Annotated in this window: 19 protein-coding genes; 10 read left to right on the top strand and 9 right to left on the bottom strand. The window is 69.6% G+C overall.

The window, feature by feature from the left end; all coding sequences use genetic code 11:
• Position 1 precedes the first annotated feature (1 nt).
• Positions 2-610, bottom strand: coding sequence for a TetR/AcrR family transcriptional regulator (locus tag OG494_RS20720; RefSeq protein WP_328458149.1), 609 nt, complete (start codon positions 608-610; stop codon positions 2-4).
• A 478-nt stretch (positions 611-1,088) separates the two neighbouring features.
• Here OG494_RS20720 and OG494_RS20715 point away from each other — a divergent pair, with 478 nt between their 5' ends.
• Positions 1,089-1,973 carry a helix-turn-helix transcriptional regulator gene (locus tag OG494_RS20715; RefSeq protein ID WP_328458147.1) on the top strand — a complete coding sequence of 295 codons (885 nt, stop codon included), beginning with the start codon at positions 1,089-1,091 and terminating at the stop codon, positions 1,971-1,973.
• Here OG494_RS20715 and OG494_RS20710 read toward each other — a convergent pair.
• The 4 genes from OG494_RS20710 to OG494_RS20695 all read right to left on the bottom strand — a co-directional run bounded on the left by OG494_RS20710 (position 1,958) and on the right by OG494_RS20695 (position 4,931).
• Positions 1,958-2,287, bottom strand: a complete 330-nt coding sequence (locus OG494_RS20710) for an antibiotic biosynthesis monooxygenase family protein (RefSeq protein ID WP_328458145.1) — start codon at positions 2,285-2,287, stop codon at positions 1,958-1,960. The genes OG494_RS20715 and OG494_RS20710 overlap by 16 nt on opposite strands.
• A gap of 283 nt (positions 2,288-2,570) precedes the next feature.
• A complete protein-coding gene (locus OG494_RS20705) occupies positions 2,571-3,488 on the bottom strand; it encodes a helix-turn-helix transcriptional regulator (RefSeq protein WP_328458143.1) in 918 nt (305 codons plus the stop codon).
• Positions 3,489-3,574: 86 nt separating this feature from the next.
• On the bottom strand, positions 3,575-4,471 hold the full coding sequence (locus OG494_RS20700; RefSeq protein ID WP_328458142.1) for an MBL fold metallo-hydrolase: 897 nt from the start codon (positions 4,469-4,471) through the stop codon (positions 3,575-3,577).
• 37 nt (positions 4,472-4,508) lie between these two features.
• The gene (locus tag OG494_RS20695) at positions 4,509-4,931 is read right to left on the bottom strand and encodes an organic hydroperoxide resistance protein (protein WP_328458140.1); all 423 of its coding nucleotides are present in this window, start codon (positions 4,929-4,931) and stop codon (positions 4,509-4,511) included.
• Positions 4,932-5,483: 552 nt separating this feature from the next.
• Between OG494_RS20695 and OG494_RS20690 the strand changes: the two genes are divergently transcribed.
• Both OG494_RS20690 and OG494_RS20685 read left to right on the top strand, forming a co-directional pair.
• On the top strand, positions 5,484-6,548 hold the full coding sequence (locus OG494_RS20690) for a hypothetical protein (protein WP_328458138.1): 1,065 nt from the start codon (positions 5,484-5,486) through the stop codon (positions 6,546-6,548).
• A 79-nt stretch (positions 6,549-6,627) separates the two neighbouring features.
• Complete coding sequence (locus OG494_RS20685; protein WP_328458136.1) at positions 6,628-8,076, top strand: carboxylesterase/lipase family protein; 1,449 nt, start codon at positions 6,628-6,630, stop codon at positions 8,074-8,076.
• A 75-nt stretch (positions 8,077-8,151) separates the two neighbouring features.
• Here OG494_RS20685 and OG494_RS20680 read toward each other — a convergent pair whose 3' ends face one another.
• Entirely contained in the window at positions 8,152-9,054 is a 903-nt protein-coding gene (locus tag OG494_RS20680; RefSeq protein WP_328458134.1) for an alpha/beta hydrolase, read from the bottom strand.
• A 399-nt stretch (positions 9,055-9,453) separates the two neighbouring features.
• On the opposite strand from OG494_RS20680, the gene OG494_RS20675 reads away from it, so the two are divergent.
• On the top strand, positions 9,454-10,317 hold the full coding sequence (locus tag OG494_RS20675) for a CPBP family intramembrane glutamic endopeptidase (RefSeq protein WP_328458132.1): 864 nt from the start codon (positions 9,454-9,456) through the stop codon (positions 10,315-10,317).
• A gap of 573 nt (positions 10,318-10,890) precedes the next feature.
• Here OG494_RS20675 and OG494_RS20670 read toward each other — a convergent pair.
• The gene (locus OG494_RS20670) at positions 10,891-11,616 is read right to left on the bottom strand and encodes an MIP/aquaporin family protein (protein ID WP_328458131.1); all 726 of its coding nucleotides are present in this window, start codon (positions 11,614-11,616) and stop codon (positions 10,891-10,893) included.
• A gap of 515 nt (positions 11,617-12,131) precedes the next feature.
• On the opposite strand from OG494_RS20670, the gene OG494_RS20665 reads away from it, so the two are divergent.
• Entirely contained in the window at positions 12,132-13,397 is a 1,266-nt protein-coding gene (locus OG494_RS20665; protein WP_328458129.1) for an FAD-dependent oxidoreductase, read from the top strand.
• A gap of 183 nt (positions 13,398-13,580) precedes the next feature.
• Here the strand turns inward: OG494_RS20665 and OG494_RS20660 are convergent, their stop codons facing one another.
• On the bottom strand, positions 13,581-13,985 hold the full coding sequence (locus tag OG494_RS20660; protein ID WP_328458128.1) for a winged helix-turn-helix transcriptional regulator: 405 nt from the start codon (positions 13,983-13,985) through the stop codon (positions 13,581-13,583).
• Positions 13,986-14,112: 127 nt separating this feature from the next.
• Between OG494_RS20660 and OG494_RS20655 the strand changes: the two genes are divergently transcribed.
• The 4 genes from OG494_RS20655 to OG494_RS20640 all read left to right on the top strand — a co-directional run bounded on the left by OG494_RS20655 (position 14,113) and on the right by OG494_RS20640 (position 17,793).
• Positions 14,113-14,973 carry an SDR family oxidoreductase gene (locus OG494_RS20655; protein ID WP_328458126.1) on the top strand — a complete coding sequence of 287 codons (861 nt, stop codon included), beginning with the start codon at positions 14,113-14,115 and terminating at the stop codon, positions 14,971-14,973.
• Positions 14,974-15,014: 41 nt separating this feature from the next.
• Positions 15,015-15,962 (top strand): SMP-30/gluconolactonase/LRE family protein, encoded by a 948-nt coding sequence (locus OG494_RS20650; protein WP_328458124.1) that lies wholly within the window; start codon positions 15,015-15,017, stop codon positions 15,960-15,962.
• Positions 15,963-16,286: 324 nt separating this feature from the next.
• A complete protein-coding gene (locus OG494_RS20645; protein WP_328458122.1) occupies positions 16,287-16,916 on the top strand; it encodes a hypothetical protein in 630 nt (209 codons plus the stop codon).
• A complete protein-coding gene (locus OG494_RS20640) occupies positions 16,888-17,793 on the top strand; it encodes a hypothetical protein (RefSeq protein ID WP_328458120.1) in 906 nt (301 codons plus the stop codon). Before OG494_RS20645 ends, OG494_RS20640 begins: the two co-directional genes overlap by 29 nt.
• Before the next feature lie 197 nt (positions 17,794-17,990).
• On the opposite strand, the gene OG494_RS20635 is transcribed toward OG494_RS20640, so the two are convergent.
• Positions 17,991-19,631 (bottom strand): serine/threonine-protein kinase, encoded by a 1,641-nt coding sequence (locus OG494_RS20635; RefSeq protein WP_328458118.1) that lies wholly within the window; start codon positions 19,629-19,631, stop codon positions 17,991-17,993.
• 221 nt (positions 19,632-19,852) lie between these two features.
• On the opposite strand from OG494_RS20635, the gene OG494_RS20630 reads away from it, so the two are divergent.
• Positions 19,853-20,173, top strand: coding sequence for an IS3 family transposase (locus tag OG494_RS20630; RefSeq protein WP_328458116.1), 321 nt, complete (start codon positions 19,853-19,855; stop codon positions 20,171-20,173).
• Positions 20,174-20,359 lie beyond the last annotated feature (186 nt).

Raw genomic sequence — 20,359 nt, 5'->3', positions numbered from 1 at the left:
GTCAGAGCAGAGGAAGCACACCGCCGACCTCGCTCGCCCGACATCCCTCCAGGAGCAGCGCGAGGTACCGGCGCCAGCGCGCGGGCTGCGCGGTCTCCAGGTCGGGCACGGCGAGCATCGTCGCCACGACCATGGCGATGAGCGACGGAAAGTCGCTCGAGTCCAGGTCCGGGCGCGCGACCCCGGCCGCCTGCGCCCGCTCCAGCGCCCGGCTCAACGGCTTGACGAAACCCTCGGCCGTGGCCCGGGTGACCAGCGCGGTGTCCCGCGCCGCGGTCAGCAGCGCGGAGTTGGCCGCTACGGTGACGACTGTGGCCTCCAGGCCGTCGGCCAGCGCCCGCCACGGGTCCGGATGGGCAGTCGCGGCCTCGACGACGGGCTGCACCTCGGCGGTGACGTACTGCTCGAATACTGCGCTGATCAAGTCTTCACGCCCGGCGAAGCGCCGGTAAACCGTGCGCAGCCCGACATCGGCCCGAAGCGCGACGTCGTTGACCCCGAACTCGGACCCCTGTTCGCTGATCACCGCACGCGCCGCGTCGAGGATCCGCTCCTGGTTGCGGCGCGCGTCGGCCCGCAGGCCTGGCGCCGGTCCGGGCGTGTCAGTCATGGCCGACAGCATCCCCGGTGGCTCATCGGCATCGCAACCCCGGACGATCAGTGACCTTGGCGTACGTCTCAGCCGCAGAACGGTGTGCGGTTACACGCCGCCGACGCGCACGTGCGGCACCCTCGTCGTCGGCCGATCGATCCGCGCTCGATTCCGGTCACGTCGAGGCCGGCCACGGCCGGACAGGCCTGCCCGCCGCCTCGTACACAACGGCGGCGCCCCGGCTTCCGGTGGTGGCCGACGATCACCCACCGCGGAGCCCGGCCGCCACCGAACTCGTCGGCTGCTCATCGCAACGCGGCGACCGAACCCCGCGATCCGTTGGTGCCGAACACAATCCGCGTCCAGCCATGGACACCTCCCCGGCGATACCTTGATTCCGGAGTCTCCTGCCGGCGGCCCGGCCGCATGGAGACTTCCACCGTTCCGGGTGTGCGATGATCGTTCAATGGCCATGGCATCCACCGGGCAACAATTCATGGGGCAGCGATCCACCAGCCATGCGTCGGCCAAGCGTGACGACCTGGGGGACTTTCTGCGCAGCCGGCGGGCGGCGCTGTCTCCCGCGCGGGTCGGATTGGCACCCGGCCGGCGCCGCCGCACCCCAGGACTGCGCCGGGACGAGGTCGCGCAGCTGGCGAACATGTCGGCGAACTACTACGAGCGGCTGGAGCGCGGGTGCGGGCCGCAGCCGTCGACCGCCATCCTCGGCGGCCTGGCCGAGGCGCTCCGGCTCGACGCCGCCGAGCGGGACTACCTGTACCGGCTGGCCGGGCACGTCGCCCCTCGTCTACAGCGGTCCGGTGACGCGGTGGACGTCGACGAGGGGCTGCGGTCGCTACTCGCGGCGGTGGACGCCCTGTGCCCCGCGTTCATCACCGATGATCTCGGCTCCGTGCTGGCGCAGAACGAGCTGCACGTCGCATTGTTCGGCTCCTTCGCCGGCCGGCCCGGCTGGGAGCGGAACATGATCTGGCGCTGGTTCACCGCACCCGGCTGGCGGGCGGCACTCAGCCCGGCGGCCCAACACGAGATGACCGGTCAGGCGTACGTCGCGGACCTGCGCGCGATCATCGCCGACCACGACCGTGGTTCAGCCGCCGTGGTGCTCGTGCGTTCGTTGCGAGAGGCCTCCGCCGAATTCGCCCGGATGTGGGACGAGCACCGGGTGTCGGCCCCGGCCTGCTCGACCCTGGACGTTCAGGACGGCCGCGTCGGCCGCCTGGAGTTCGACTGCGCCGTCGCTATCGGCGCACTGTCGCGCCAGCGGCTCATCACCCTGCACGCCATCCCCGGCACCGGCACCCGCGAGCGACTGCGGCTTCTCGCTGAGTCGCTGACCGGCGGTCAGAGCGACGGCTGAAGCTCCGACCGGAGGACGCACACGGTCGGGTCCGGCGTCGCGATCGCGAACATGCGATCGGCGTGTTCCCTACCCACCGGGTCCTCGCGGGCGGCGTGGAGTTCGGTGACGCTGGTCCATCGCGAGCAGATGAAGACGCGGGTACCGTCCAGGCTGGCGAAGACCTCCGACCCGAGGAATCCCCGCTGTGCCCGCATGATCTGCCCGGTATCGCCGATCGCCTTCACGAGCTCGTCCTGTTCGGCCGCCGCGACCGGGAAGAGGCCGATCACGGTTACCGGGCCGTCGTAGTTGTCTGTGCTGTCGTCAAGCATGGGCCGAATATAGCGACGGAAAACGCCCTGATCCCGCCCTTAGCCACTGACTGTCAGTACGAGGCTGGCGTCTCGGATCGGGCCACCGCGGCCCAGGGGACCAGCTGACCGAGACCACCCACCAGATCGCGGCCGACCCTGATCGAGCCGTTCCTCGGGTCTGCCGGCTGCGACCGGCCGGCGGCCCGCACTTGCGGGCATCGACCCCCTTCCCGCACCTGACCGAAGCCCTAGAGATCGAAGCTCACACGCGAGGTGTCAACCAGACCTTGGGCAGACCCGACTATCGCCGGGGGCTTTGACCGGCGACCGGCCTGGGGTTCGATTCCCGCTCGTCGGCTTCGGAGGTGGTGAGCTGGGCCAGGAGGGTGAGCGCCGCGCGCGAGGCGGAGTCCGGCTCGGTGGTGACGATGACGATCCGCTGCCCGCGCCCGTCCGGGAGCGGCATCGCCTGCTGGAGAACGTCCACCGGGCCGACCAGGGGATGGTGCATCCGGTGCGTCGCGATGTCCCAGTCCCGGACCCGGTGCTCCGACCACAGGGTGGTGAACTCCTTGCTGTGCATGACCAGTTCGCCGATCAGCTCGGCCAGCACCGGGTCGTCCGGGTACTGGCCGACGGCGAAGCGCAGCTTCCCCACCACGTCGCGGGCTTTTTTCGGCCAGTCGTCGTAGAGGTCGCGGACGTGGGCGTCGAGGAACACCATGCGCGCGCTGTTCGGGCGCCGGCCCGGCTGGTCGGGGCTGCGCGGGTCGAGGTGGCCGGCGAACAACGCGTGTTCGAGGGGGTTCCAGGCGAGCATGTCGCTGTAGCGGCCGAGGACGACGGCCGGGGTGTCGCCGAGGGAGTCGAGCAGTTGCCGGGTGGCCGCGTTCACCCGTTCCGGTGCCGGCCGGCGAGTCCGGCCCTTGCCGCTCTGCCGCGCGGTGCCGGCGAGGTCGTGCAGGTGGCGCCGTTCGGTTTCGTCCAGCCGCAGCGCGCGGGCAAGCGCGTCCAGCACCTCGGGTGACGCGTTGAGCGACTGGCCCTGCTCGAGTCGGGTGTAGTACGACTCGCTCACCCCCGCCAGCTGGGCGAGTTCGTCGCGACGCAGGCCCGGCACCCGCCGCCGCTCGTCGTACATCGGCAGTCCGACGTCCGCGGGCTGCAGCTGCGCCCGGCGTGTCTGCAGGAACCGTCCGAGCTCCGACTTGGTGGCCATGGAGTCGAGTATGGATCGGTGCCGCGGTGTTTGCCTGCCCCTGCTGGTGTAGGGCAGGTCCCGGCCGCCGAGCCGCCTTCGGTCCGTCACTGCCCGAAGCCCCAGCGCCGCACGGCGAAGCCCGGGCCGGCCTCGGTGACCTCCACCGCGAGGCCGCCGCCCAGGTGCGCGGGGAACACCAGCGCGTGCTGCCCTGCTGCCCTGGCGAGGGTGCGCCGCCGGGTCGTGCTCGCGGCCGAGGGGTCCTCGCAGAAGCAGCTGCTCAGGTCCGGCGCCACGATCTGAATCGGGTTGTGCAGCAGGTCACCGACGAACAGGGCGTGGTCCCGGCCGGAGGTGAGGGACAGGATCGCGGAGCCGGGTGTGTGGCCGGGCGCGGCCTCGAGGCGCAGCCCGTGACCCAGTTCGAGTACGTCCTCCCACAGCCGAAGCTGCCCGGCCCTCTCGACCGGCCGGATGCTGTCGTCGAAGACGCCCTCGTTGGCCGCGGCGAGACGCGGCCGGTGACCGCCTTCCGGGTGCCAGTACTCGAAGTCCGCCCGGGTCAGCAGGTAGGTGGCGTTCGGGAACGTCGGCACCCAGTCGCCGCCGACGAGGCGGGTGTTCCAGCCGACGTGATCGGCGTGCAGGTGCGTGAGAACGACGGTGGTCACGTCTTCCGGTTCGGTGCCGGCGGCCCGCAGCCGGGTGAGGAAATCGGTGTCGAGCCGGTCGAACGCGGGTGCCCCCGGTCGCCGCTTGTGGTTGCCGACGCCGGTGTCGATGAGGATCGTCTCGTCGGCGGTGCGTAAGACCCAGGTCTGCACGCAGGTCTGGAGCAGGTCGGTGGCCGGGTTCCAGAAGGCCGGCGCCAGCCAGTCCTCGTGCGCTCGCCAGGTGGCGCGGTCGAGTCCCGGGAACATCGCCTCCGGCGGCCGGGTCGCGCCGGTGTACTCCAGGACCCGGGTCACGTCGACCGATCCCAGCGTCAAAGTCTGATTCATGCGGTTACCCTTCGTGAAGTTCCGGCCGCGCTCGGGCTCACACCGTCGCGGTCAGGGTCACGTCGATGTTGCCTCGGGTGGCGTTGGAGTACGGGCACACCTGGTGGGTGGCCGCGACGAGCTTGTCGGCCGTGGCCTGCTCCAGCCCGGGCAGGTGCACCGCCAGCCCGACCGCGAGTGTGAAGCCGCCGGTGTCCAGGGCCAGCAGGCTCACCGTGGACGTCACGGTCGACCCGGCGACGGTGACCTTCTCCTCGCGGGCGATCACCCGCAGCCCATTGTGGAAGCACGCGGCGTACCCGGCCGCGAACAACTGCTCGGGGTTGGTCTTGTCGCCGCCGGGACCGCCCATCTCCTTGGGGATCGCGAGCACCTCGTCGAGCACGCCGTCGGTGGTGCGGACCTCGCCGTTGCGGCCGTCGCCGGTCGAGATCGCCTCGGTGGTGTAGAGCGCGGACATGTTCTTCTCCTTCGGTGTCTACTGTGGACGGATTTCCGGGGTTGCCGATCAGCGCAGGTCGCGCAAGCGTGCGGTCAGCAGGTGGGGGTCGATCTGGGTGACGTACGCCGCGTCGAGTGCCCATGGTGGCCGGGAAGTGCAGGGCCGAGGTGTTGACGCCACCATCGGCGGGCTGCGGCGGGCGTCGATACGGGCCGGGGGGTGTGGTGCCGCCTCGGCGGGAACGGACGTGAAAGTGACTGCCGCTGTGATGGCCGGTGCGGCCGCACCGGACAAGAACTGTCCGAGCTCCGTTCGCCGGTCATGGAGTCGAGTATGGATCGGCGCCGCGGGTGGCTGCCTGACCCTGCGAGTGTAGGGCAGCCCGGAAAGCCTGCCGGGTCGAAGGTGATCCCGCCAGGGTCAGGCTATCCGCGGCCGGGTGACGCACTATCGGCTCAGCGCGCCGCACGATCCGCGCCGGCCCGAACCCAGGAATCGCCACGCATCCTGGTGCGCGAATTCAGCGGCCGCAACGACATCGACAGCTTTGTACCGAGTGAGAGGTCACCGATGAATCTGCGTTTCTCCGGCATGAGGGGCGTCTTCGCCGCCGCAGTGCTCGCCGCCCCGTTGCTGCTGGGATCCGTCGCCTACGCCGGGCCCGCCGAACAGCTCACCGGGACCCACCAGACCACGCGGTCTCCGCTCGCGACGATCGCCGTCAAAGCGCCCGACGTCTTCCCGCACTCCGCCGACTACGACCCCTGCACCGGCAGTTTCCTGGTGGGGTCGCTCAAGAAAGGCACAGTCACCGTCGTCGGCCGTGACGGAACCGCACGCACCCTCGTGAACGACCCGACGCTGGTGTCCGTCCAGGGCGTCCGCATCGACCGCGAGCGCAACCGGGTGCTGGTCACCAACGTGGACCTCGGCACCGCCGACACCACTAGCGCGGCCGGGCCGCTGAAGGTGGCGGGGGTCGGCAGCTACGACCTGCGCACCGGCCGGCGGCAGTGGTACACCGACCTGGCCGCGGTCGCCCCCACGAGCACCTCGCACCTGGCGGCCGACGTGGTGGTCGACGCCGACGGCACCGCCTACGTCGTCGACACCCAGAGCCCCACCCTGTTCCGCGTCTCCCGCACCGGCCGGGCGTCCGTCCTGCTGACCAGCCCGCTCCTGGCGGGTACTCCCGGCCTCGGCGTCCCGGGCGTCCTGCCCGACATCGCCGCCAGCTCTATCGCGCTGGTGCCCGGGAACCTGCTCATCGTCGCCAAGGGTGACGGCACCCTGGTCCGGGTGCCGATCCAGCACCCTGGCCAGGCTTCCGTCGTCAAGCTCGACACCGGCCTGGTCCCGCTCGCGGCGTCGCTGCGGGTCCTGCCGGACGGTTCGATCGCCGCGGTCAGCAGCGGCCTGCTCACCCAGAAGCCGGCGGTGGTGCAACGCGTTCGTCCCGACAGCTCCTGGCGCAGCGCGAAGGTCACCGTGACCGACACGGTGCCCGACCCGATCACCAGCGGCATCACCGCCGGGCCGTACGGTTCCACCTACACCGTCAGCGGCGGCCTCGCGGACCTGCTCCAGCACCAACCCAACACGGGCTTCACCCTGCGCCAGGTCCGCGTCAGCTGACTCGCGCCCGTACGCCGGCCGGGCGGAACCCACCCGCCCGGCCGGCGGCATCCCGCATCGGATCCACCATGGAGGCTCTGTGACCACGCGCATCTCCCTGACCACACGAGTCACCGGCGGGCTGGTGCGGGGAGCCGCCACCCCGACCGGTGTCGTCTTCCACTCGATTCCCTACGCGGCACCACCCGCCGGCCCCCGGCGATTCGCGCCACCCGCGGCCGCCGCGCCCTGGACGGGGGTTCGTGACGCCTCCGCGGCCGGGCCGAGCGCCCCCGCGCCGCGCCGGTCCTTCGGCACCCTGGACCTCGCCCCGATCCTCGGCACGGGCCGGCACACCGGCGACGACTACCTCACGGCGACGGTCAGCACGCCCGATCCTCACGCCGGTGGCCTGCCGGTGCTGGTGTTCGTCCACGGCGGCGGCCTGACCGCGGGTACCGGGTCCGCCGAGGTGTACGACGGAAGCTCCTTCACCCGAGACGGCGTCGTGCTGGTCACGCTGAACTACCGGCTCGGCGTGAGCGGCTGGCTCGACGTCCCCGACGCCCCCGCCAACCGGGGGCTCCTCGATGTGCTCGCCGGCCTGCGCTGGGTGGCCGAGAACATCGCATCCTTCGGTGGTGACGCGGCCCGCGTGACGGTCGCGGGCCAGTCCGCCGGCGCGATGATCGTCGCCGCACTGCTGGCTTGCCCCGCGGCCGAAGGGCTGTTCCAGCGGGCGATCAGCCAAAGCGGCAGCGGGGACTGCGCGTTCGAGCCCGGCCAAGCGGCCTTGGCCACGCGAGGAATCTCGTCGCTGCTGGGCCGGGACGCCACCGCGGCGTCCTTGAGTGACCTGGGCGATGACCGGCTCATCGAGCTGGCCACCGCGCTACCGCCCCTCGACCACGCCGCACACGGCTTCCTCGACACCGCGGTGGGGGCCAGCCCGTTCAAACCGGTGATTGACGGCGTGCTGCTGACCGGTCAACCGGCCGACACGCTTCGCCTCGGGCTCGGCACCGATCTCTTGATCGGCAGTACCGCCGACGAGGCCAACCTCTACACCGTCCCGAACGGCCTGAGCGAGAGCGCCGGTGAAGCTGATCTGCTGGCCGCGGCGCGACGCCGCTTTCCCGACCCGGAAGCCCGCCTGGACGGCTACCGCGAGCTGTTCCCGGACAAGTCCCCAGGTCAGCTGCTGTCCAGGGTCATCACCGACGCGTTCACCGGGGGCAGCCGCCGGCTGGCCGCAGCACATATCGCTCGTTCACAAGGCCACACGTTCTCCTACGAGTTCCGGTGGGCCTCCAGCGCCTACGAGGGCCGGCTGGGAGCGTGTCACGGCGTCGAGCTGCCCTTCGTGTTCGACCGGCTCGATCTGCGTTCCCTGCGTGGACCGCGCAGTCTGCTCGGCGCCGGAGAACCGGACTTCGCACTGGCAGACGAGACTCATGGCGCCTGGATCAGGTTCGTCAAGACCGGTCATCCCGGCTGGGCACCGAACATCTGGCGCTTCTTCGGGGAACAAGACAAACCTCGCCGGTGACGACGTCCGGCCATGGGTCTGATGGGGTAGTTCTGCGCGGCGTTGTGCGAATCGCGGCCTGAGCGGTGGGCTGTGTCAGTGGGTGCGGAAGGCCGCCGCGAGACGTTCCCCGATCCAACGACGGGCGACATTCGCGTCCTCGATCAAGCCGCCGAGGGCGATGAAGGGATGAACCTGCCCGTCGAAACGACGGAGCTCTACCGGCACGCCGGCATCCGCGAGCCGGGCCGCATAGGCTTCACCCTCGTCGCGCAATGGATCGTATTCGGCCGTCACCACGGTCGCCGGCGGAGACCCGGCCAGGTCAGGAGCACGCAGCGGGGAAATCCTCGGATCCGACGGGTCTGTCTTCCCGGCGTAGGAGTCGACGAAGAATTCCATGTCACGAGTCGTCAGGAAGTGTCCCTCCCCGAACTTGCGGTAACTCTCCGTCGAGCCGACACTTGCTGCGTCCGTGACCGGGAAGATCAGCGCCTGGTGTACCAATTCGTGGAACCGCAGCGCGACGACAGTTGCCAGATTTCCGCCGGCACTGTCGCCGGCGATAGCGACCCTCGTGCGATCAATGCCGTACTTGTCGCCGTTGCCGAGCAACTCCTCCACAACCGCGATCACATCATCGAGAGCAGCAGGGAATGGATCCTCGGGGGCGCGCCGGTAATCCACTGCGACTATAGAGGCCCTGGACCAGCGGGCCAGATCCGCCGACACCGCATGGTGGCTGTCGAGATCGCCCAGGACCCAGCCGCCACCGTGGAGGTAAATGGTTGCCGGGAGTCCGGGTTCTGAACTCGGCAGGTGCAACCTGACGGGGACCTCCGCGATAGTGAGATCTTTAGCGGTAACGCCTTCAGGTTGCGTTCCTGCCAGCTGAGCGACGTCACCGGCGGCGGCACGAGCGACTTCGACGGGGATGCTGTCCAGCGGTGGCGATCCCGCGACCATTCGAAGGAATTCGGCGGCTTGTGGATCGAGCATGACGGAGGCTCCTGTCCGCACTGGCCGTTCACCGAAGGTCCCTGATGCGACCGGCCGGCAGCCATGGTTCTTAGGGTGCTTATCAAGAATTTGCCATTGACGATGGCGTTGTCAAGCGTACACGGTAGAGCCCACGCCTCGCCACAGCCGACTTGCTTGACCGGGAACCGCTGTCCGTCCGACCTGGACAGTCCATGCTCTCCCGGACGGCCGCTCTCTGCGCCGCCGCGCCGCTCTTGCGGGTAGTCGGGGCGGCCACGTCATCGCCTCACGACCGACAGGGGTGGAGTTGTAGCTCTCTCGGGGGACAACGAGTGTCCACCGGGAGGTGACGTCCGGGGGCGCCGGTGACCGTAACTTTGTGGCACGAAGTCATTGTGTGCGACCAAAGGACGTGTCATGCCGCTCTTGCCGAACGATTCGACGACCCGGAACATCCCGGTCAAGTCCTCTCTGCTTCGCTTGGTTCTGCTGGGTGTGGTCTTCTTCGGTGTGGTCTTGGTGAACGGCTTGGTGAACGGGGCGGCGGGCACGGTGCCGGTACTCGGGCTCTTCACCGGGTTCATCGCCGCGGCGGGGATCGTGTGGTTCTACCGGTTCGTCGTCCGGAAGGTCGAGCACCGGGAGGCGGACGAACTGTCGCTACAGGATGTGAAAGGTCCGGGCGGCAAGGGTTTCGCGCTCGGAGCCGGGATGTTCGCTGTCGTCGTCGCGTTGATCGCGGTGTTCGGCGGGTACACCATCACGGGGTGGGGTTCGTTTGGTGGCATGTTGTCGATTTTCGGGTTGATGGCTTCGGTCTCGATCGCCGAAGAGCTGCTTTTCCGGGGTGTGTTGTTCCGCATCGTCGAGAACCTGCTCGGGACCTGGGGCGCGCTGGCGATCTCCGGTGCTCTGTTCGGCGTCATCCATCTGCTCAATCCCCACGCGACGCTGTGGGGCGCGATCTCCATCGCCATCGAGGCCGGCCTGATGCTCGGCGCCGCCTACGCCGCGACCCGGACCCTCTGGGCGCCGATCGGCCTGCACTTCGGCTGGAACTTCGTCCAGGTCGGCGTGTTCGGCGGTACCGCCTCAGGTGGCGACCACGCCTACGCCAGCCTGTTCCAGAGCGTCTCCGACGGCCCGGCCATCCTCACGGGTGGCGCGTTCGGTCCGGAGGCCAGTCTGGTGACCATTCTCATCTGCCTCGTGCCCACGCTGTTCTTCCTGCGCATGGCCCACCGGCGCGGCTACATCCGCACCCGCGCCTCCCACGCATGAGCAAAACATCAGATCGCTCTGCTCGCCGCCCTCGACCCGAGGTAGCGAGCAGGGCGACGCCATATGGCGCGAGTCCGCCGATCCGGCTCGGCGTTGCCGCGGACCTCGCCGATCCCGCGGCCGGCGGTCAGGTCCGCCGGCGCGGCCCGGCAACGGATGAACGCCCACGATATGGCCTTCAGGAGCAGCGTAGACATCGTGATCAGTTCGCCCTCCGGCTTCTCGTTCAGCACTCATCAGGGCGGACGACGGGATCGACGACACCGAGCCGGCGGTCCGGCTCGGCACGGCTTCGACCGCGGCGCACCTCGCCGGCGAGATCCGGGAGGCGAAACCGGCTCAGGTCGTGTTTTCCGGCGCCACCAGCCCAACCGCGGCCCTGTCCTGGTCGGGTTGGACGCTCAGGTGTTCACCTTCAGCCGGTCGGTGACTCGAGAAGGTCACCGACATGCCGTCGATCAGCCAGCCTTGAGCCGCCGCTTGGCAGGTGCGTGCACAGATCAGGTGTGCTTCGAGGTCGGTCCTTGACTGTGACGACGAGGTCGCGGGCGGCGGGTTGTGGGCCATGGCGAGTCATACCTGTTCCGTGGTAACGGTTTTCGCTGATGCTCGACGTGTCACGAGATCGTGCAGGAACGCCGCGGCCAGGCCACCCACGAGGGGCGCGACGAGGTATGCGGCCAGTTGGGACCAGGGCACGCTCCGGCCGGCCAGAGACAGCACGACGTCCGGGCCGAGGGTGCGGGCCAGATTGACCGATGCGCCGGTGAGCGGTCCGAACACCATGATCTGGGTCGCCAACGCCAAGCCGATGCCGAACCCGTGCACGCCCCGTGGTGCGTCCGGCGAGACGGCCAACGCGAACACGGCGATGACCAGGATGAAGGCGCCCACGGCTTCGGCGAGCATGGCCTGCGCAACGGAGACGCTCGGCCCGAAGGATGTCGCGCCGAGGCCGGCGTCGAGTGCGGTGCTCGTGTACGCCGCATAGACCAGTCCCGCGGCGAGGAATCCGCCGAGAAGCTGAGCCACCAGGTAAGCGGGAACCTCGCGCCAGGCGAACTTGCCGCGTGCGGCCAGGGCGAGGGTGACCGTGGGATTGAAATGGCCGCCGGATGTCGCGCCGAAGGCGTAGATGGCCACGGCGAGCGCGAGACCGTGCGCCAGCGCGACGATCAGCAGACCTCCGCCGCCGGCCGAGGCGGCAGTGACCGCCACGGCTGCGCCGATACCGAATGTGCACAAGATTGCGGTGCCGGCCAGCTCCGCGAACAGACGGCGAACCAGTGCGACATGCACAGTGAGGAGTCCTCCCTTACCGGGGCCGCAACGTGGCCCAACGGACGTGCTTGCGTCTCCAACTTGCCGCGAGCCGATATCGCGGCATACCGCCGAACCTCGTCAAAAGCCTTACGGATCCCTTACACGGCAACGCTGCTCAGTGGCCGGGAACCATCCGCCGGCTGCGTCCACAGCCGGTGATGACGGTGCGGCTCGTCCGGTCCGGTCCGTCACAACTCCGTAATGTGCCGGGCGGCCCCTCCGGCGTGGCCGGTGCGCAAGGATCCACTCCCACAATCCCGCTCGCCGCGCCCACGAGCTTTGACCGCACCTGGCACCCGTGGCCCGCGACTTCGGGACCGCCGCGATCTGGCGCCTCGGGCCGGCTGCACGAGCGGGTTGCCGTCGGCGCAGGTTGCCCGACTCCGACGCAACCCGGCAATGTGGCCACTGTTGGTGGCGCGATCGCGTTAAGGTGGCACGTTTTCCGCTCTCAGCCGGGGGTGCCGGCGGATCGGAAGGCAGGGGAGGGGATGGTTCCGTTGGAGCGGACGACGTGTTGTGTGGTCGGCGGCGGCCCGGCCGGGATGATGCTCGGGTTGCTGCTTGCCCGTGCCGGTGTTTCCGTTACAGTGCTGGAGAAGCATCAGGACTTCTTGGACGACTTCCGAGGCGATACGGTCCACCCGGCAACTCTGGACCTGCTCGACGACCTGGGCTTGGGCGCGCGGTTCGCGGCGCTGCCGCGCTCTCAGGTCACTGAGGTCGTTTTGCCCGCGGAAGGCGGCGGGCTGCAGCGAATCGGCGATTTCGGTTTGTTGAGCAGGCTTGGTGTCCGTCATCCGTACATGACGGTCGTTCCTCAATGGGATCTGCTCGATCTGCTCGCCGCCGCTGGGCGGGAGGAGCCGGCGTTCCGGTTGCGGATGGGTGCCGAGGCGACCTCGGTCGTCCGGGCGCACGGTCGTGTCGTCGGCGTCCGGTATCGGTCGGCGTCCGGTGTCGGTACCCAGGTCGAGGGGGAGATCCGGGCCGATCTCACGGTCGCCTGCGATGGCCGTCGTTCTGTTCTGCGTGCGGCGTCGGGCCTGCCGGTGAGGGAGTTCGAAGTTCCGTTCGACACCTGGTGGTTTCGACTTACGCGCCGGAAAGGTGAACAGAGTGGCGCGCTGACCCGCAAGGCCGGTCTGGGGAGCTTCGCGGTGGTCATTCCGCGGCAGGACTACTTCCAGATCGGTTACGTCGCGCCAAAAGGGACCGATGAGCAGTTGCGGGCCCGTGGCATCGCGGCGTTCCGGGCCGAGGTCGCCGAACTCGTCCCGGAATACGCCGATCGGGTCGGCGAGCTGGTCTCGATGGACGATGTCAAGCACCTGGATGTCCAGTTCAACCGGCTCCGCCAGTGGCACGTCGATGGGCTGTTGTGCATTGGTGACGCCGCACATGCGATGTCGCCGGTCGGCGGTATGGGTGTCAACCTGGCCATCCAGGATGCGGTGGCGACCGCGACACTACTGGCTGAGCGGCTTCGTCGCGGCAGAGTCAGTGGCAGGGACCTCGCGGGCGTGCGTCGACGTCGGTTGCCGGCGACGTTGCTGGTTCAGGCGTTGCAGCGGATCATGCACGCAGATCTCGCCGGCCCGCTCCGAACCGGAACGTTGGCCGGCCCGCCGGGACCGATGCTCGCCGCGGTCCGGCGGTTCCCGATCTTGCAGGCGTTGGGCGCTTATCTCATCGGAGTCGGATTTCGGCCGGAGCGTGCACCGGCGTTCGCCCGCCGTGCGCCGACGCCGTCCTGATGCGCCGCCGGTGTCGAGCGCACCAATACGACCGTCCACTATGGAGGACGCTCCTCGCGATCGGGCAGTAGGTCGAAGGGCGCCGCGGCTTCGGCTGCTCACTCTCACGCTCGAGGTAGGTGTCCGTCTCGAACCTCGCGGCCGGCCGGGACTACCTCGTCGGCCGGCTCGCCGCGCGACACGTCAGCCGGCGTGCTTGTCGCGGTCGTCGTAGGCGTCGTGGGCGGCGAGAACCTCCGGCAGGTGCTGCACCGACCACTCCGTGAGCGCCTTCAGCGGCACCCGCAGGGTTTCGCCCAGCGGAGTCAGCCCGTACTCGACGCGCACCGGCACCGCCGGGTGGACCGTCCGCCAGACCAGGCCGTCGCGCTCGAGGGCGCGCAGTGTTTGGGTGAGCATCTTCTCGCTCACGCCCGAGAGCCGGTTGCGCAGCTGGGTGAACCGGCTCGGCCCTTGCTTGCCGAGCTCGCCCAGCACCAGGATCGACCATTTGTCGCCGATCCGGTCGAGCAGATCCCGTGAGGGGCAGCCGCGCGCATACGGGTCCCACGACGTTGTCTTCTCGGTCACAGCCTTGCTGGTCGTCACCACGCCCACCTCTTTGCTTTCCGACAGGTGGCTACCTTACCAAATGGTGGCTACTTCCCGACGGTAAGCCATGGAGTCATCGTGGACCCGTGCCGCGGGAGGGCCGCGGCGGAAAAGAGGATCGCACGTGTCCATCGTCGTCACCGGAGCCACCGGCCAGCTGGGCCGGCTCACCGTCGAGGCATTGCTGCGGCGCGGGGTTCCCGCCTCGGCGATCGTCGCGACCGGCCGGGACCTCGAGGCGCTCAAGGACCTGGCCGACTGCGGCGTCGTGACGCGCCGGGCCGACTTCGCCGACCCGGACAGCCTCGCGGATGCCTTCGCCGGTGCCGGGAAACTGCTGCTGATCTCGGCTTCGTTCCCCGTGGACGAGCGCTTCGCCCACCATCGGCGTGCCATCGACGCCGCGCTGGCCGCGGGAGTGTCCTCAGTGGTGTACACGAGCATGACGCACGCCGACACGGCCACCACGATCCTCGCCGCGCCCCATCGCGCCACCGAGGAGTACCTGCGGCAGCGTGACGTCCCCCATGTAGTGCTGCGCAACAGCTGGTACCTGGAGAACTACACCGCCACCCTGCCCACGGTCCGCAGGCACGGCGCGGTCATCGGAGCCGCGGGCCGGGGGAAAGTCAGCGCCGCGACCCGCGCCGACTACGCCGAGGCCGCGGCCGTCGTGCTGACCGCTGAAGGCCACACCGGCGCGGTGTACGAGCTGGGTGGCGACGAGGCGTTCACCTTGGCCGAGCTCGCGGCGACGGTCTCGGCCGCCACCGGGAAGCCCATCACCTACACCGACCTGCCGGCGGACGAACTCGCCGCGGCGCTGCTCGGCGCGGGGCTGCCGGCCGAGCTGGCGAATGTCCTCGCCGACGCCGACCTGGGCCTGGGTCGCGGCGAACTGTTCACCGAGTCCGGCGACCTGAGCCGCCTGATCGGCCGCCCGACCACGTCCCTGGCCACCGCGGTCGCCGAAGCGCTGCGCTGACCCCGGCCACACTTCCCCGCACCAGAAAGGAAAACCCCACGATGTCCACGCGCACCACCCTGCTCACCCTCGTCGCGACGGCTGTCGCCCTGGTCGCGCTCGCCGCTCCCGCCACCGCCCACGAGGGCGGGGCCCACCCGGTCACGATCAACGGCACCGACGCCTTCCCCGAAAGCGTCGCCGCCGACCACCAGTACGTCTACACCACCAGCATCGGCGACGGCACCGTCTACCGCGGCCGCACCGGGGCGAAGACCCTTGACCCGTTCCTGCCCGCCGGTCGGGACGGCCGCACCCAGGCCACCGGGATCAAGATCGCCGGCGACCGCCTCCTGGTCGCCGGCGCCTTCACCGGCCGGTTCTTCACCTACACCGCCACCGGGAGGCTCGTTTCCGCTTATACCGTCCCGGAAACGGGCGAACCGACCCTCGTCAACGACGCCGCCGTCACCTCCGGCGGGGACGTCTACATCACCGACTCTTTCCGCGCCGTGGTCTACCGGATCCCGGCCGCCGAGGTGAACGCCCCCGCCACCGGCACCCACCGGACCCTGCAGGTGGCCTACCGCCTCCCGGACTACGTGGCCGGCCAATCCAACGGCAACGGCATCGTCGCCACCCCCGACGGCAAGTCCCTGATCATCGGCTACTGGTACAGCGGCGCGCTCTACCGCATCACCCTCGCCACCGGCGAAGTCCGCAAGATCACCGCACCGGCCCTGCCCAGCGCCGACGGCATCGCGCTACGGGGGAACACTCTCTACATCGCCCGCTCGGTCGACAACAAGGTCGACACCGTGCGGCTCTCCGGCGACAGCACCCGGGCCACCGTCGTCTCCGAACGCACCTACCCGGGCGCCGACACCACGACCGGCGTCGCCGCGAGCGGCGATCGGCTGCTGGTGACCAATTCCCAGATGGACACCTACCTGTACGGCACCCCGCTGACCAGCCCGGTGTTCACCCTCGAAAGCCTGCCGCTCCGATGAGGACGGTGCCGTTTGCTGTAAAACCGGCCAAAGTCGACGTTCGGTGTTGCCGGCGAACGGCTGGCGGTAGGCCCATTCGGTCTGCAGCGAGCGGTTGAGGCGTTCGACCTTGCTGTTCTGCCAGGGACAGGCGGAGGTGTAGCTGTCCGGTGTGAAGACACCCCGGCGGCTCAGTACTGCAACGGCAGTCAGGTGAGTGGGTAGCCACGTCGTTTGTGGTGGCTGAGGCGGGCTTGGTGTTGTCGTCGGCGGCGGAAGGATGACCAGGCTCAGACGTCGGCTTCGGTGCGACGATGCCCGTGTCCGCGGCCGACGCGCGCACCGATGATCGGATTCACGCTACCGGAGATCCGCCGCCTGCTGACCAAACTGGTCTTGCGTGTCACCGACGCCGCCGAGCACACCCACCAGCCCGCTGAGCCTGGTGTCGGCCGAGTCCTGGAGCGGCCGCTACGAGTGGGGTGGCTGGTCGAGCCGGGCTTCTGTCCCGTCGACCCCGAGGTCGCCGCCACCGTGCAAGCCGCCGCCGAGGCGTTGCAGAGTACCGGCGTGATCGTCGAACCGGTGCGCATCTCGGCGCCGGAGCAGAACTTCGTCGACTTCTTCCGGGGCTACGGCGCGTTGCCGGCCCCGGTGCCGCCCGTCCCCGCGCACGAGCACGGCGCGACGGAGTTCGTGGAGACGCCGCGCCCGGTTCCCGACCTGCACTCCGAACTCCGACCGGCGACGGCACATGCGTACCCGGGGCCGAGGATGTTCAGTGGGTGGCACCCAGGTTGCGAACCCGGCCGAGTACTGCCCGTTGAGACCGGACAGCTGGACTTTCGGGCAACCCTGCGGTCTGCCGGCCCCCAGGAGCAACGTGATTCCGTTTCCGACGTCTTCGGAGACAAAGCTTCAAAAAAGCTGCAAGAGGGGCGCCGAGATGGAATTCACCGCGAAGAAGACAATTAAAATCGCCATGGTTGCCGGAGCATTCACTGCCACCGCTCTGCTTTCCGCGTGCACCGGGAACAATGCCGCGGGCACTAGTTCTCCGGCGGCGAACACGCCGGCGCCGGCGGCGGCCGTGGAGCAGGTGCCCGACGGCGGCGGCCAGGGGGCCGCCACCGGAGGTTCCAGCGCCGCGGATTCCGGCACCGCGCCCAACGGCGACGTCAACTGCAGCCAGCACGGCGGCCAGGTCGGCGCGCCGGGACGGCCGAAGATGGACCTGATCGCAGTGGCCGCCACCGACGGAACCACGCCAGGCTGCACCGAGGCGTTCACCGTGATCACCGAGTACTACCAGAAACTGCCGCAAGCCGAAGGCCCGGGCGAGCGGGTTCTCGACGTCGGGGGAAAGTGGACCTGCGCCCGTCAGACGGACTCCGCAGGCGGCAGTCAGGGTGCGGTGGTCTGTGGCGTGCCCAACAGCTCCCTGCAGTTGGAGACCCGGCCCTCGACCGGCGCCGGCAAGACGCCTGTCCGACAGGTCCGGCTGTTCCCGAACACCACCCAAGCGGTGCAGTTCGCCGGGTACGACGCCGGTGCGCAGATGGTCCGCTTCCAGCTGGTCACCCGCCAGGAGGGCGGTCCGGACGGCGGCCACTACGTGCCGCTCGAGGGCAAGACCTACCGGCTTCCGCTGCAGAAGGGCGGCAAGGTGCTCAGCGCGGCCACCCTGTGCCCGGGCAATTCGGTCACCATCGACGACCAGGGTTACGGCAACGGGCCGTGCGGCCAGGACCGGCTGCTCCAGCAGCTGAAGGACGGCAACCCGGTGCTCGCGCAGATCAGCGTGAACGGCGACGACCAGATCGCCACGGTCAAGGAGATCTATCACCCCTGATTCCAGGAAATCGAAACCCGGCAGCCGGGAATTCGCCCGGCTGCCGGGTTTCGGGCCGGCGGAAATTGGGTCGGCGAGGGAGCCCGTGCGTCGCTGAGTACAGCCTGCGGGGTCACCGCTCACGTGATCCCTGCGCCGAATTCGCCCCCGGATCCAGGACGATGTCGATGTCGGATCAGGCCCGGATCCACCGGGCTTCAGCCGGACGGTGTGAAGCTGGGTGCGACCTCGGCGAACAGTCGAGGCAGGTCCGGCTCGTGGTCGATGGGGACGGTGATCGCCACCGTCCACAGGTCCCGGCCGTGGGGCAGCGCACGGAGCTTGGTGCTGCGGCCAGGGGCCGGTCCGAGGTCGCGGCTGCGGTAGAACACGTCCACAGTCGCAGGTGAGGACGGTTCAGCCGTGGTCACCTGGGCGCCGTCGTGTACCACTCCCGGCAGTATCAGCAGGTTGTCGACGTAATCCTCGGTGCTGGGATTGATGTCGTAGAAGCCTGCCAGGCGTTCGACCCTGATCTCCTGGCGGGCGTCCGGGGAGACGTAGTTGACGGTGCCGACGTGCGGCGGCGGGCCATCACTCGTGTGTGGATCGGCGTACTCGACCCACGTCTCGGGGACCTTGAGAGTGAAGGCCGTACCCGGCTCGTCACCCACTCTCATGGTGCCGGTGTGGTCGACGAAGTTCGCTTTCGGGGACGGGGTCGGTGAAGGACTGCGGGCGGGAGTCGAGGCCGGGGCAGGAGGGTTCTCGCCGGTCGGCCGGAAGACGATGATCCCGCCGACGGCCAGTGCCGTGACCGCCAGCGCAGCGGCGGCCAACCCGAGGGCGCGGCCTCGAGGCCGGTGGTGGGACTCCGCGGCCGGGGAGGCGCGTGGCTCCGCGAACGGCAGCGGTCCAGGGCCGGAGGCCAACGGAGTGGGCTCGCTCGCCGACACGGCCCCGCCGGCCGAGGCGAACGCTCCACCCTGCGGGGAATCGCGGGGGAGCGCCCGGGCGTCGCCCGTGGCCGGGGGAATGTCCCAGAGCGACTGGCCGGGGTCGGGCAGCACGGGCCGCACCAGCCTGCGCACCTCGGTCAGTGGCATCCGCGCTGCCGGGTCCTTGACCATCAGCCCGGCGACAACCGCGCGCAGTGGCCCGGTCGCTGCCAATCTCGGCACGTCACCGTGCACGACCGCGTGCACGGTGGCCAGCGGGTCGCCGTTCACGTCGTAGGGCGGCCGGCCCGCCAAGGCGGCGAACAGGGTGGCGCCGAGCTCCCACAGGTCCGCCGCCGGAGTGGTGGGCTGGCCGCTGGCCAGCTCCGGAGCGATGTAGGCCGGCGTGCCCATCATCAGCCCGGCGTGGGTGAGGGTGGTCTCGGAGACGCTGCGGGCCAAGCCGAAGTCGGTGAGCTTGACGAGCCCGTCCTCGCCGAGCAGCACGTTGCCCGGCTTCACGTCGCGGTGGGTGATACCGCGCCGGTGGGCCGCCTGCAGCGCCGCGGCCACCGCGTCCGCGACCGCGGCGGCCCGCACCTGGTCCAGTGGACCACGCTTGGCGATCAGCGCAGCCAGGCTGACCGAGGGAACCAGTTCCATCACCACGAACGGCTCGTCGTCCTGACGGACCACGTCGTGCACGGTCACCAGATTCGGATGCGACAGCGCGGCGATCGCGCGAGCCTCCCGCATGGCCCGTTCCCGCAACTCCATGGCCGCGCCGTCGGGCATTCCCGGCGGCAGCAGGACTTCCTTCACGGCCACGTCCCGCCGCAACAGTTCGTCGTAGGCCGCCCACACCGTGCCCATCGAGCCGCGCCCGAGCATCGCGCCCAACCGGTAACGCCCGCCGATCACCCGCGGCGCTGACGGAGCTTGCCCAGCGTCATCGGGCTGGTCAGGCGCGGTACCCAGGTCGGCGGAGGCCACTGCCGCATCCTCCTCCACCGCCAGAAACGCGCGCACCCGGGTAGCCGCGGTCGTGGCTGACGTGGGGGCAGGTGGACGAGCTGGTCCCGAGCCGGCCGCCGATGACGCCGAGGACGCCGAGTGCCCAGCCGAACACCGTGAGGAACAGCATGCGGACAGCGGCGCAATACCGGGCCATCCGTTACACCCAGCGGCTCGCCGAGACCGGCGGGGTCACCTCGGGCGGATCCACCGGCGACTCCTGCGACAGTGCGATGGCCGAGGCGTTCGACTCGCTCTACAAAGCCGAACTCGTCCACAACAAGGGTCCCTGGTGCGGTCTCGACGACCTGGAAATCGCGACCGTCGAGTACATCGGCTGGTACAACACCCAGCGCCTGCACAGCGAACTCGGACACGTCCCGCCCGCCGAGTACGAAGCACGACACGCGATGGCTTACCCGGTTGCCGCATCCCTGGAGACCAGTTGATCCAGTCTCCGTCAAACCCCGGGGCCTGCCAGCCCGCACCCGGTTCCAAGCGCCACCCTGGCCAGCCTGCGAAACCACCGACGCTTGCCTGCCACAGCGCCATCAACTGATCTGCGCGATCCTCGACCAAGAGGAGTACGAAGGGGCGTCGCTCGTTGCACGATCGGGCAATGAGGCAACGGCGCA

Origin of the sequence: Amycolatopsis sp. NBC_00438 (assembly GCF_036026695.1) — a bacterium.
In the GTDB taxonomy this organism is placed as follows: Bacteria; Actinomycetota; Actinomycetes; order Mycobacteriales; family Pseudonocardiaceae; genus Amycolatopsis.
This window is presented reverse-complemented; position numbering and strand designations above follow the sequence as displayed.

Bases quoted from the DNA above. Each gene is read 5' to 3' on its own strand.
- OG494_RS20665 (WP_328458129.1), top strand. From the start codon at position 12,132: ATGGTTCCGTTGGAGCGGACGACGTGTTGTGTGGTCGGCGGCGGCCCG.
- OG494_RS20680 (WP_328458134.1), bottom strand. From the start codon at position 9,054: ATGCTCGATCCACAAGCCGCCGAATTCCTTCGAATGGTCGCGGGATCG.
- OG494_RS20705 (WP_328458143.1), bottom strand. From the start codon at position 3,488: ATGGCCACCAAGTCGGAGCTCGGACGGTTCCTGCAGACACGCCGGGCG.
- OG494_RS20640 (WP_328458120.1), top strand. From the start codon at position 16,888: ATGGAATTCACCGCGAAGAAGACAATTAAAATCGCCATGGTTGCCGGA.
- OG494_RS20675 (WP_328458132.1), top strand. From the start codon at position 9,454: ATGCCGCTCTTGCCGAACGATTCGACGACCCGGAACATCCCGGTCAAG.
- OG494_RS20720 (WP_328458149.1), bottom strand. From the start codon at position 610: ATGACTGACACGCCCGGACCGGCGCCAGGCCTGCGGGCCGACGCGCGC.
- OG494_RS20695 (WP_328458140.1), bottom strand. From the start codon at position 4,931: ATGTCCGCGCTCTACACCACCGAGGCGATCTCGACCGGCGACGGCCGC.
- OG494_RS20700 (WP_328458142.1), bottom strand. From the start codon at position 4,471: ATGAATCAGACTTTGACGCTGGGATCGGTCGACGTGACCCGGGTCCTG.
- OG494_RS20715 (WP_328458147.1), top strand. From the start codon at position 1,089: ATGGGGCAGCGATCCACCAGCCATGCGTCGGCCAAGCGTGACGACCTG.
- OG494_RS20630 (WP_328458116.1), top strand. From the start codon at position 19,853: ATGCGGACAGCGGCGCAATACCGGGCCATCCGTTACACCCAGCGGCTC.
- OG494_RS20650 (WP_328458124.1), top strand. From the start codon at position 15,015: ATGTCCACGCGCACCACCCTGCTCACCCTCGTCGCGACGGCTGTCGCC.
- OG494_RS20645 (WP_328458122.1), top strand. From the start codon at position 16,287: ATGATCGGATTCACGCTACCGGAGATCCGCCGCCTGCTGACCAAACTG.
- OG494_RS20710 (WP_328458145.1), bottom strand. From the start codon at position 2,287: ATGCTTGACGACAGCACAGACAACTACGACGGCCCGGTAACCGTGATC.
- OG494_RS20690 (WP_328458138.1), top strand. From the start codon at position 5,484: ATGAATCTGCGTTTCTCCGGCATGAGGGGCGTCTTCGCCGCCGCAGTG.